At 67.3% G+C, this 10,746-nt stretch carries 12 protein-coding genes and 2 tRNA genes; 5 read left to right on the top strand and 9 right to left on the bottom strand.

Annotated elements, in window-relative coordinates; translation table 11 throughout:
- The 3 genes from VGE49_RS07450 to aroA all read right to left on the bottom strand — a co-directional run.
- The coding region (locus VGE49_RS07450) for a S1 RNA-binding domain-containing protein (protein WP_331033927.1) at positions 1 to 672 on the bottom strand (672 nt) is incomplete at its 3' end.
- A gap of 170 nt (positions 673 to 842) precedes the next feature.
- On the bottom strand, positions 843 to 1,490 hold the full coding sequence (gene cmk, locus VGE49_RS07445) for a (d)CMP kinase (RefSeq protein WP_331033926.1): 648 nt from the start codon (positions 1,488 to 1,490) through the stop codon (positions 843 to 845).
- Between the two features lie 288 nt (positions 1,491 to 1,778).
- On the bottom strand, positions 1,779 to 3,080 hold the full coding sequence (gene aroA, locus VGE49_RS07440; protein WP_414643616.1) for a 3-phosphoshikimate 1-carboxyvinyltransferase: 1,302 nt from the start codon (positions 3,078 to 3,080) through the stop codon (positions 1,779 to 1,781).
- 149 nt (positions 3,081 to 3,229) lie between these two features.
- Here aroA and VGE49_RS07435 point away from each other — a divergent pair, with 149 nt between their 5' ends.
- From VGE49_RS07435 to VGE49_RS07425, 3 genes are all read left to right on the top strand, one after another.
- Positions 3,230 to 3,697, top strand: coding sequence for a TIGR02300 family protein (locus VGE49_RS07435; protein ID WP_331033924.1), 468 nt, complete (start codon positions 3,230 to 3,232; stop codon positions 3,695 to 3,697).
- A gap of 127 nt (positions 3,698 to 3,824) precedes the next feature.
- Positions 3,825 to 3,900, top strand: a tRNA-Ala gene (locus VGE49_RS07430).
- Between the two features lie 86 nt (positions 3,901 to 3,986).
- Positions 3,987 to 4,062: transfer RNA gene (locus VGE49_RS07425), tRNA-Ala, on the top strand.
- A 50-nt stretch (positions 4,063 to 4,112) separates the two neighbouring features.
- Here the strand turns inward: VGE49_RS07425 and VGE49_RS07420 are convergent.
- Entirely contained in the window at positions 4,113 to 4,325 is a 213-nt protein-coding gene (locus VGE49_RS07420; protein ID WP_331033923.1) for a hypothetical protein, read from the bottom strand.
- A 221-nt stretch (positions 4,326 to 4,546) separates the two neighbouring features.
- On the opposite strand from VGE49_RS07420, the gene VGE49_RS07415 reads away from it, so the two are divergent.
- Positions 4,547 to 5,458: an isopenicillin N synthase family dioxygenase gene (locus VGE49_RS07415; RefSeq protein ID WP_331033928.1), complete on the top strand. Its 912-nt coding sequence runs from the start codon at positions 4,547 to 4,549 to the stop codon at positions 5,456 to 5,458.
- A 79-nt stretch (positions 5,459 to 5,537) separates the two neighbouring features.
- On the opposite strand, the gene VGE49_RS07410 is transcribed toward VGE49_RS07415, so the two are convergent.
- From VGE49_RS07410 to VGE49_RS07400, 3 genes are all read right to left on the bottom strand, one after another.
- Positions 5,538 to 7,409 carry a ubiquitin-activating E1 FCCH domain-containing protein gene (locus tag VGE49_RS07410; RefSeq protein ID WP_331033922.1) on the bottom strand — a complete coding sequence of 624 codons (1,872 nt, stop codon included), beginning with the start codon at positions 7,407 to 7,409 and terminating at the stop codon, positions 5,538 to 5,540.
- A 135-nt stretch (positions 7,410 to 7,544) separates the two neighbouring features.
- Positions 7,545 to 8,249, bottom strand: coding sequence for a monofunctional biosynthetic peptidoglycan transglycosylase (gene mtgA, locus VGE49_RS07405; RefSeq protein WP_331033921.1), 705 nt, complete (start codon positions 8,247 to 8,249; stop codon positions 7,545 to 7,547).
- A gap of 42 nt (positions 8,250 to 8,291) precedes the next feature.
- Positions 8,292 to 9,257, bottom strand: a complete 966-nt coding sequence (locus tag VGE49_RS07400; protein WP_331033920.1) for a WD40 repeat domain-containing protein — start codon at positions 9,255 to 9,257, stop codon at positions 8,292 to 8,294.
- A gap of 97 nt (positions 9,258 to 9,354) precedes the next feature.
- Here VGE49_RS07400 and VGE49_RS07395 point away from each other — a divergent pair, with 97 nt between their 5' ends.
- On the top strand, positions 9,355 to 10,041 hold the full coding sequence (locus VGE49_RS07395; RefSeq protein ID WP_331033919.1) for an alpha/beta fold hydrolase: 687 nt from the start codon (positions 9,355 to 9,357) through the stop codon (positions 10,039 to 10,041).
- A gap of 12 nt (positions 10,042 to 10,053) precedes the next feature.
- Here the strand turns inward: VGE49_RS07395 and VGE49_RS07390 are convergent, their stop codons facing one another.
- The gene (locus VGE49_RS07390; protein WP_331033918.1) at positions 10,054 to 10,263 is read right to left on the bottom strand and encodes a DUF2093 domain-containing protein; all 210 of its coding nucleotides are present in this window, start codon (positions 10,261 to 10,263) and stop codon (positions 10,054 to 10,056) included.
- Positions 10,260 to 10,746, bottom strand: a 487-nt coding sequence (locus VGE49_RS07385) for a GTP-binding protein (protein ID WP_331033917.1), incomplete at its 5' end; no start/stop codon positions are given. The genes VGE49_RS07390 and VGE49_RS07385, both read right to left, overlap by 4 nt.

Raw genomic sequence — 10,746 nt, 5'->3', positions numbered from 1 at the left:
CAGGCCGTCGATGCCGCCCAGGTCGACGAAGGCGCCGTAGTCGGTGATGTTCTTGACGACGCCTTCGCGGACTTCACCCTCTTGCAGCTGGCCGACCAGCTCCGTGCGCTGTTCGGCGCGGGCTTCTTCCAGGATGGCGCGGCGCGAGACGACGATGTTGCCGCGCGGACGGTCCATTTTCAGGATGGCGAAGGGTTGTTCCTTGCCCATCAGCGGGCCGACGTCGCGCACCGGGCGGATGTCGACTTGCGAGCCGGGCAGGAAGGCCGAGGCGCCGCCCAGATCGACGGTGAAGCCGCCCTTGACGCGACCGACGATGGCGCCGTTGACCGGCTGACCTTCGGCGAAGACGACTTCCAGACGGGTCCAGGCTTCTTCGCGACGGGCCTTGTCGCGGCTGATGACGGCTTCGCCCAGGGCGTTCTCGACGCGCTCCAGGTAGACTTCGACGTTGTCGCCGACCTTCGGGATGACGGCGCCTTCGCCGATGCCGAATTCGCGGGCCGGAATACGACCTTCGGTCTTCAGACCGACGTCGATGATGATGATGTCCTTCTCGATGCCGACGACGCGGCCGTGAACGACCTGGCCTTCGCCAAGGTCGCGACCTTGCAGTTGTTCGTCGAGCAGCGCGGCGAAATCGTCACGCGAGGGGTTGTGGGTGTCGGTCATGTAGCTCTGGGGTTGAGGCGCGCGACCGAATGGCCCCGCGCGGGTGGATAAAGACGGAAAGGGAAAATCAGGTCGTCAGGACGCGAGGCCGGCGCAAGGGGCGCAAACAAAAGAAAGCCAGAACGCCCGCGGAAGCCGAGGTCAGGAGCGTTGGATTTGTCCGCGAGGGCCTAGACCCCGGCGCGGACGCGCGCCGCCTCGACGATACGGCGGGCCGCATCGAAGGCGGCTTCTATACCCAGATCGGTCGTGTCCAGCAAGACCGCGTCCTCGGCCTGGACCATGGGGGCGGAATCCCGGCCCGAGTCCCGCTGGTCGCGACGAAGGATGTCCTCCAGCATGTCAGCGAAGGCGATATCCTGACCCCGCGCCGTCAACTGCTTCCAGCGGCGTTCGGCGCGGACCTCGGGGGTGGCGGTGACATAGAGCTTGGCTGTGGCGTCGGGGGCGATGACCGTGCCGATGTCGCGGCCGTCCAGAACCGCCCCGCCGGTCTGAGCGGCGAAGTCCTGCTGCAGCTTCAGCAGGGCGGCGCGCACGCCGGGATGGCTGGCGACCCGGCTGGCCGCCTCGCCTGCATGGCGCTCGGTCAGACGCGGATTGTCCGACAGGCCCGAGAGGTCCAGCGCCAAGGCTGCTGCCTCCGCCGCCTCGGCGTCGCCCAGGTCCTGGCCCGCCTCCAGCACCGCCAGACCGACGGCGCGATACAGCAGGCCGGTGTCCAGATGCGGCAGGCCGTAATGGGCCGCCAGACGCGCGGCGATGGTCCCCTTGCCCGAGGCGGCGGGGCCGTCGACGGCGATAATGAGAGAATGCAAAGCCATAATCAGGAGGCCAACAGCCGTTTCAGGTCCGGAATTGCGGCCCTGATCACGAAGAACAGACCGAAGCTCGCAATGGCCACGTTCCAGAGAACAGCGAGCCAAAACATTGTGGGATCATCGCTTCGTAGAACTGCGCCACGGCGCGCCCACACCTCGCCTTTGATCAGTCCGCTTGCAGCTAGCCAACCGAACCAGCCGCAGATGCTGCCAAATATCATATATCCGATGGCGCGTCGGAAAGGGCGAGGAAGTCGGTCTAGCCAGTCTTTGGGACGACGCGTTCTACCCATTGATGTCCGCTCCAAGCCCGTTCATCAGCTCGACGAAGCCGGGGAAGCTGGTGGCGATCATTTCGGGGTCCAGCACCGAGACAGGCTGTTCGGCGGCCAGGCCGAGGATCAGGTGGCTCATGGCGATGCGGTGATCATGGGCGGTGGCGACGGTCGCGCCGCCCTTCACGGGTCCGCCAGTGACGATGAAGCCCTCGGCCTCCTCCTCCACCACGACGCCGCAGGCGCTCAGGCCGGCGACCATCAGGGCGATGCGGTCGCTTTCCTTGACCCGCATCTCGCCGACGCCGCGCATGACGGTGCGGCCCTCGGCATAGGCGGCGGTCGCGGCCAGGATCGGGTATTCGTCAATCATCGAGGCCGCGCGATCTTCCGGCACGACCACGCCCTTGAGCGCGGAATAGCGGGCGGTGATGTCGCCCACGTCCTCGCCCCCGCTGACGCGGCGATTGGAGATGGTCAGGTCGGCGCCCATCTCGATCCAGGTGTCGAACAGGCCGGTGCGCTGCGGGTTCAGCATGACGCCCTCGACCGTCACTTCCGAGCCCGGAACGATCAGGGCCGCCGCCAGGGGGAAGGCCGCCGACGACGGATCGCCCGGCACAGCCACATGGGTTCCGCTCAGCGTCTGCCCGCCCTTCAGGCGAATGCGCCAGCCCTCGCCCTCCTCGACCACGTCCACCGTCGCCCCGAAGGCGCGCAGCATCCGCTCGGTGTGGTCGCGGCTCTTTTCCGGCTCGACCACGACGGTCTCGCCCGTCGCGTTCAGCCCGGCCAGCAGGATGGCGGACTTGATCTGAGCCGAGGCCACCGTCTGCACATATTCTATAGCCGTGAGCCCGCCGCCGTGCAGGGTCAGGGGCACCCGGTCATCGGCGCCGTTCCAGTCGAAGCGCGCGCCCATCTCGGCCAGAGGGCCGGTGACGCGCTTCATCGGGCGCTTGCGCAGCGAGGCGTCGCCGTCGAAGGTCGCGCTCAGGTCATAACCGGCGGCGGCGCCCATCAGCAGGCGCACCCCGGTGCCGGCGTTGCCGCAGTCGATGATCGCGCCAGGGCTGCGGAAGCCGCCCTGCCCCGTCACGCGCCAGCGCCCCTCGCCCAACCGCTCGACCGTGGCGCCGAAGGCCTCGACCGCGCGCGCCGTGGCCAGGATGTCGTCGCCTTCCAGCAGACCCTCGATCTCGGTCACGCCCCCGGCCATGCCGCCGAAGATGAGCGCACGGTGCGACATGGACTTGTCGCCCGGGGCGCGCACGGCGCCCTTCAACGGGGCGGAAACGGGTCGTGCGGTCAGGGTCGAGGGGGCAGTCACCCGGCTGGAAACTCCGATTGTTCAGGAACAGCCGCGCCAGCGCGGATAAGAAGGCTTTTGACAGCGGCCCCCTTGGGTGGCAAGGGAGCCGGCCGAATTCCGGAATTTCAACTCCTGCCGAAGGTTATCCCGTGGCCAAACCCGAACTGGGCCAAAAGCAGGTCTGCCCGAACTGCCAGGCCAAATTCTACGATCTGAACCGTCGCCCGGCGCACTGCCCCAAGTGCGACACCGAGTTCGATCCGCTTGAAGAAGCAATGCGCAACCGCCGCGTCCGCGGCCGCGCCGGCGCCGGCTTCGCGGCCGACGACGAGGCCGAGGATCAGGTCGCCGACAAGTCGGTCGACGGCGACGAAGAGGAAGAGGACGCCGAAGCCTCGACCCCCGAAATCGACGAGGAAGGCCATGAGCCGATCCTGACCCCCGACGACGACGACGATGCTGAACCCAGCGCCGACGACGCCGGCATGGGCGCCTCGGACGGCGACGACGACGACGCCCTGGGCGACGACGACGATGACTCGGTGCCCTTCATCGAAGACGAAGACGACGACAGCCTCGACGACGACATCGTCAAGCCGTCGCGCGACGACGACTGATACCAAGGTTCGGAAAAATAAGCGGAAAAAAAGTTGTCAGACCGGCTTGATCTCTCAAAAGGCCTGACATAGTTTCCGCCCCTCGCTGGAGACCACACGGTCTCCGGCGGGGCCGACCGAAAGGTTCGGGGCTTTAGCTCAGCTGGTAGAGCGCTTGCATGGCATGCAAGAGGTCAGCGGTTCGACTCCGCTAAGCTCCACCATCGAAGGCCCTGCGGAAGACCCGCGGGGCCTTCGTCCTATCTGCTGCGGTTCGCCGTGGCGAAAACATACCCTCGCCGCAAGGCATGGGGCTTTAGCTCAGCTGGTAGAGCGCTTGCATGGCATGCAAGAGGTCAGCGGTTCGACTCCGCTAAGCTCCACCATCAAAGGCCTCGCGGAACCCCCGCGGGGCCTTTGTCCTATCCAGCTTGCGTCAATCCTCGTCCATCGCCCGGAACATGGCCTCGGCTTCGTCGAAGCTGTCGTAGGTCAGTTGCTCGGGCGGACGGGCGATGACGAACCAGGACACGCTCCGACCGGGCGCCAAGGTGCGCGTCTGCTGCCAGAAGCTGCGGTCAGACCGGGTCTGAAGCAGGGTCCACTCCCCCTCGCCTTTCGGCGGCTCGGGCCGAGATCGCGCGTCCATGTCGTCCTCCGTCCTGGCTAGACATGCACACGACAACAGCCACGCTTGAGAGTCAAAGCCGAGACCACGCCACGACGGCGCCGGACTGCCAATTTGTTCCGGCAAGGCGTATGGAACCCTTCATATCACCCATTCAGAGGCACTATCCGCCCGTGAGCTCTCCGCTGACCGCTTCCTCCGCCGAGGACCAGACCAAGACCCGCGCCATCATCCCCGTGTCGATGAAGGGCTATGACGCCGACTTCCAGGCCTTCGCCGACGCCCTGGGCGCCTCCTTCTCGCGCTACGGGTTCGCCGTGATCGCCGACCACGGCCTGGACCAGCCGACGATCGACGCCGCCATCGCCGACGCCAAGGCCTTCTTCGCCCTGCCGGAAGACGTGAAGCGCAAGTATCATCAGCCCGGCACCGGCGGCGCGCGCGGCCTGACCCCCTTCGGCGTCGAAGCCGCCAAGGGCGCCGCCGCCGTCGACCTGAAAGAATTCTGGCACGTCGGCCGCGAACTGCCCGAGGGCCATCCCTATCGCAAATACATGCGCGACAACGTCTGGCCGACCGAGATCGAGGGCTTCCAGAGCCACCTCTACGGCATGTTCGACGCCCTGGATCAGCTGGGCCGCAAGATCCTCAAGGCCATCGCCCGCTACATGAAGCTGGGCGACGACTATTTCGAGGACAAGGTCGAGCTGGGCAACAGCGTGCTGCGGATGCTGCACTATCCGCCGGTCCCCGCCGATGCGCCGGGCGTGCGCGCCGGCGCCCATGAGGACATCAACGTCATCACCCTGCTGCTGGGCGCCGAAGAGGCCGGGCTGCAGCTCAAGGACGCCGACGGCGAATGGCTGGACATCGCCCCGCCCGCCGGCGCCCTGGTGGTCAACATCGGCGACATGCTGCAGCGCCTGACCAACCACGTCCTGCCGTCGACGACGCACCGCGTGGTCAATCCGGCCCCCGAGCGTCGCGGCTTCGCCCGCTACTCGACGCCCTTCTTCCTGCACTTCAACCCGGACTTCCCGATCGAGACCCTGCCCTCGACCATCACCCCGGAAAACCCGGACCGCTACGCCGGCAAGACCATCCTGGCCGAGGACTTCCTGATGGAGCGCCTCAAGGAGATCCGCCTGATCTAAGCGAGCACATCGCCCAGAACGAAGAAAGGGCCGGCGGATCGATCCGCCGGCCCTTTTGTTTGTCCGCCTGTCGCGCGGGTCAGCGCGCGATGCGCAACCGGGTGATGTCCCGCCCAATGGCCTTGAAGGCGTCCTTCAGGTCGGTCCCGCTGGTGGCCTTGAAGAAGTGGGTGTCCTTGTTGGTGGCGCAGGCCTCCATCACCTCGATCGCCGTGTCGACGCCGGTACCGCCGCGGTTGGTCCCGAGGCCGAAGCCGACCGTGTAGACGACGATGTTCTGGGCCTTCATGCCCTCGCACAGCTTCACGGACTGCTGGAAGGGGTTGCCGTTGGTCGCCGCGCAGTCGATGCGGCTGGTTGAAGACCCGCCTGTGTTGGCGGCGACGTCCTGACAATAGGGCGCGTTGAACTCGCCGTCCGTCATGAGGACCACGGCCTTGAGGGTCCTGGAGACGTCATAGGGCGCCGGCTGGCCCTCCCCCGAGAAGATCGACCCGAAATTGGGCGACACCAGATACCATCCCCAGCCGATGCCGATCTGACCGGCGGTGTTGCCGGACGCCTTGAGCGCCCCGATCCGGGCCTCGAGGTCGCTGCGCACGCTGGTCAGGGGCAGGATGGGCTCCGAGTCGCAGTTCGTCGAATAGACGCGTCCCACAAAGGCCGTGCTCGGCGCGACGTCGGTGTAGGCGTCATCGCCCGTCCGCTCGCTGACGCAGTTGGTGGCCGGCAGGCTCGACATGGAGCCTGCGGAGTTCCTGAAGACGAAATACTCGCAACCGCGCAGGGTGCAGTAGGCCTGGCCATCGCCGGTATAGGGGTCGTAGCTGGGGCCGAAACGATCGATGACGAACCGGTTCGCGTCCAGGACTTCGATCGGAGCGAAGTTGCTGTTGATGTGCGGCACGCTGCTGGTGCGCCGCTTCAGGCCGGAGACGCCCTCGATCTGGGCGTAGGCGTTGCCGGTCAGGCCATGTCCCGCCGAGGTCACGATCAGCTTGCAATCCGCCCTGAGACACTTCGCGAACGTTCCTCCGGAACCGTTCTTCGAGTGGGACGAGGTGTCGGCGCCGTCCAGGCGGAACGATTTCGCATCAACAACTGTGACGCTGTAGGTCTTGTCATTGATGCTGGTGGTGTTGGACACGCCCCGCATCGCCACCCGGTCGCCGGTCGTGAGGCCGTGGTTGTTCGCGGTCGTCACAAGGGCGGGCTTAGCCCGCGAAACGGTCGAGACATTGCCCGAAACGTCGAAATAGCGGACGTCGGTGATCCCGGTCGGGCGGTGCAGGTCGCCACGCGCCGCCTTGGCCAGGACGCCTGGCAGGGGGGTGGTGCCGGCGTCCAGCTTCACCGCCCAGTCGTAGGGCGCCAGGGCCACGCGAGAATAGAACGGCTCCTGCTGCTGTTGCACCACGATGTTGACCAACTCCAGGGCGGCGGCGTGCAGGTCGCCGATGCTGTCGCTCATCGACCCGGTGGTGTCCAGAACCATCGCCACTTCGACGTTGCGCGAGGCGCGCAGAACTTCGGAATGGCTGCCCACCGGCAGGTAGTCGTCCATCAGCTTGCCGTAGGGCGGCAGGACGATGTTGGCGACGATGACCTTCACGTTGACGCGCGCGTCGGCGACGATGGTGTTGCCCTCGAGCTTGAAACTGGCCGTGTCCGTCGAACCCGCCTTGAAATAGGACGGCATGTTGGCCTTCAACGCCGCCAGCCCGATCCGATCCAGGTTGACGTCATCCGTGTATTTGGAGCGGGCGGCGGCCAGGGCTGCGGCGTCCAGGGCGTCCTGCAGACTGGCCTTCACCTTGGAGGCCTGATGGATGTCGATCGCCCCCAGAGTGACCATGACCAGCATCGGCAGGGCCAGGGCGAACATCATCGCCACATTGCCGCGCGTGCCCGTCGCGAAGCGCGCAACAAGGCTGCGCGCTTCGCGCGCCATTCGATTCAGTCCGTTCATCGCCGCGTGCTTCACCGTCTCGGCCCCTGAATTCCGCAGCGGACGCAGGTCCGCATGTCAGACGATTTTGGCGCGGTTCGGTTAAGGGATGGCCCTACGGCAAGGGTTAACGCCGCCTTAGCGGTCGACGCAGCGGTCCAGCCCCGCCTCGCGGACCGTGCCCATGGCCGCCTGGATGCGGCTGGCCCGGCGGCGGACATAGGGGCCGGGCGAGGCCGCCTTGTAGCGACGCGGGCTGGGCAGGATGGCGGCCAGACGGGCGGCCTCGCGCGCCGTCAGGTTCTGCGCGCTCTTGTGGAACCAGTGCTGCGAGGCGGCCTCGGCGCCATAGACGCCCGGCGCCCACTCGGCGACGTTCAGATACATCTCCATGATCCGGCGCTTGCCCCAGACCAGTTCGATCAGGCCGGTGTAGCCGACCTCCAGCCCCTTGCGGACCCAATCGCGGCTCGGCCAGAGGAAGACGTTCTTGGCGGTCTGCTGGCTGATGGTCGAAGCGCCGCGCCGCTTGTCCGAGCCGCGCTGCTCGGCCCGCTCATTGGCCTCCATCGCCTTCTGGATGGCTTCGACGTCGAAACCGTGGTGCTGGCAGAAACGGGCGTCCTCGGCGGCGATCACCGCCTCGACCAGACGCGGAGAGATATGGTCCAGCGAGCGCCAGCGATAGTCCATGCCGTGGCCGGCGACCGCCTGCTTGACCATCAGGATGGTGAAGAGCGGCGGCACGAAGCGGTGCAGCACCACCCCGCCGAGCGGAATCAGGGCCAGGATCAGCAGCAGCGTCAGCAGCGGGCGCCGCTTGCGGGTCTTCGCACGGGTCATGCCGCCATCCTGCCGGGCTCCAGCTTCAGCGCAAGTGCGATCTCAGAGCGAGACCACGCCCGCCTGACCGTCCTCGTCGGCCCAGGCGACGCGGGCGCCGCCCGAACTCATGGCCAGGGCGACGATGGGCGCGCCCTTGTCCTTCTTGATGAAGTCCAGCCCCTGCCCCGCCGGATCGGCCCACCAGACGCGGCCGTCCTCCAGCCCCGCGGCCAGGCGGCCGTGCGCGGGCGCGGCGGCGACCTGGGCGATCAGGGTGGTCTCGTCGAAGCCGATCTCGGTCGCCTCGCGCCCCATCGGACCATTGGCGCCGATGAAGGGCCACAGCACCACGCCCTGGGCGCCCGAGGTGGCCAGAAGTTGCCCCTTGGCCAGGAAGGCGAAGCTCTTGATCTTGGACGGATAGCCGCCCATCCGCATGTTCTTCTGATCCTTCATGCGCCAGCCGTGCAACTGGTTGTCCTGCATGGCGGTGACGACGAAGGCGCCGTCGGGCGAGAAGGCGACCGCCACGTGCGACCCGGCCCAGGGCATCTTGACCGGCTGCTGCTGCTCGATGCGGGCATACCACAGCCAGGCCCCGCCATAGGTCGAGGTGGCGATGCGCCGGCCCTTGGGATCGAAGGCCACGCCCGAGACGGTGCGCTCGTGCTGGAAGTCGCGGCGGAAGGCGGCGTCCTTGCTGTCGATCACCGACAGGGTGCGGCCCGCGGAAAAGGCGATCAGGCCGCTTTCGGCCGAGGCGTCGATGGCGTCGATCCACTGCGCCTTGGCCGTGGCCAGCAGGACCGCCTCGCCTTCGCGGCTCCACACCACCTTGCCGTCGTCGCCGCCGGTGACGACGCCCTCGCCCGAGGGATGGACGACCGCGCACAGGATGGCGCCGTCATGGACCTCGCTGCGGGCGCCGTTCTCGAACCGCACCGAGCCGTCGCCCAGGGCGAAGATGGCGCCCGTCTTGTCGAACAGGGCGGCTGTGACCTGGGCGTCGAAGGAGAAGGTCGGCATGTCGGCTCACGCAAGGCAGAGAAAGTCAGACGCGCCTCATAGCCTCCCGCGTCGCGTCTGTCGCGCCGCACGCCGGCTTGGGCCTATAGAGAGGCCCATGACCCTGCTGCTCATTCCCGGCTTCATGGCCGACGCGACCCTGTGGGACGCCATGACCGACGACCTGGCCCAGTTCGGGCCTCTGGTCGCCACCGACCTGAGCCGGGGCGAGGACATCAAGAGCATGGCCGCCGCCATCCTGGCCGACGCGCCGGACCGCTTCGTCGCCGTCGGCTTCTCGATGGGCGGCTATGTGGCGCGCGAACTGGCGCGGATGGCGCCGGAGCGGGTGACGGCCCTGATCCTGATCGCCACCTCGGCGCGCGGCGACACCGAGGAGCTGATCCGCCAGCGTCGCTCGGCCCTGAAGGCCGCGCCCAAGGCGTTCAAGGGCCTCAGCCGCCCGGCCATCGTCTCGTCCCTGCACCCCGATCTAGCGACCGACGAGGCGATGATCGCGCGGGTGCGCGACATGGGACTGCGGCTGGGCGGCGAGGTGTTTCATCGCCAGTCGGCCATGGCCCGCGCCGGCGACCTGGACCGACTGGGGGAGATCACGCAGCCGACCCTGATCGTGGCGGCCGACGCCGACCGCCTGCGCGGCCCGGACGAGGCCGAGGAACTGCATCAAGGGATCGCCGGCTCGGCGCTGGTCCATGTCGACGACAGCGGGCACATGATCCCGCTGGAACAGCCGCAGGCCCTGGCCCGCATCATGACCGATTGGCTGGCAACCCTCTCCTGATGGGAGAGGGTTCTATTTGTGCGTCTCGACCCAGCGTTGTGTCATCAGCGCGCCCGAGGCGTAGGCCTCCTGCAGTTCCACGCTCCAGTAGTTGAGCATGTCCAGCGGGATAGCCGCGCCCGAGACGGCGCAGACCACATGGTCGCCGCCCTTGATGATCTCGAACTCGGGCGTGCCGTAGATCAGCCTGGCCTCGACCCGGGCGCGGGGCGGCGGGTTCATGCCGCGCAGGCCTCGAACCCGGCCTTCAGTTCGGCCTCGTTCAGGTCGCGGCCGATGAAGACGGCGCGGCTCCAGCGGCGTTCCTTGTCGCCCCAGGGCTGCTGCAGGTCGCCTTCCAGAATCATGTGCACGGCCTGGAAGACCAGTCGGCGGTCCTCGCCGTCCACGTCGATGATGCCCTTGGCGCGCAGGATGTTCTGGCCCTGCTCGCCCAGCAAGCGGTCCAGCCAGGCGGTGAACTTCGCCCCGTTCAGCGGACGGTCCAGCGTCAGGGAGATGCCCTTGATGTCGTCGTTGTGGGCGTGGCCGCGCGGGCCGTGGTCGTGATGATCGTGGCCGTGGTCATGACCGCAGTGCTCGTCATGGACGTGATCGTGGTCATGATGGTCATGGCCGCAATGTTCGTCGTGGACGTGGCCCTCGGCGCCGTGGGGCGGGTTCACGAAGTCCGGCTTGACCTCGAGGATGCGCTCCAGATCGAAG

It is taken from the genome of Brevundimonas sp. (genome assembly GCF_036405315.1).
Classification (GTDB): Bacteria; Pseudomonadota; Alphaproteobacteria; order Caulobacterales; family Caulobacteraceae; genus Brevundimonas.
The sequence above is the reverse complement of the archived record's forward strand: the minus strand, read 5'-3'. Positions and strand labels throughout refer to the sequence as shown.

Coding starts and splice junctions, on each gene's coding strand:
- VGE49_RS07420 (WP_331033923.1), bottom strand. CDS start 4,325: ATGGACGCGCGATCTCGGCCCGAGCCGCCGAAAGGCGAGGGGGAGTGG.
- VGE49_RS07415 (WP_331033928.1), top strand. CDS start 4,547: ATGAAGGGCTATGACGCCGACTTCCAGGCCTTCGCCGACGCCCTGGGC.
- VGE49_RS07410 (WP_331033922.1), bottom strand. CDS start 7,409: ATGGCGCGCGAAGCGCGCAGCCTTGTTGCGCGCTTCGCGACGGGCACG.
- mtgA (WP_331033921.1), bottom strand. CDS start 8,249: ATGACCCGTGCGAAGACCCGCAAGCGGCGCCCGCTGCTGACGCTGCTG.
- VGE49_RS07400 (WP_331033920.1), bottom strand. CDS start 9,257: ATGCCGACCTTCTCCTTCGACGCCCAGGTCACAGCCGCCCTGTTCGAC.
- VGE49_RS07395 (WP_331033919.1), top strand. CDS start 9,355: ATGACCCTGCTGCTCATTCCCGGCTTCATGGCCGACGCGACCCTGTGG.
- VGE49_RS07390 (WP_331033918.1), bottom strand. CDS start 10,263: ATGAACCCGCCGCCCCGCGCCCGGGTCGAGGCCAGGCTGATCTACGGC.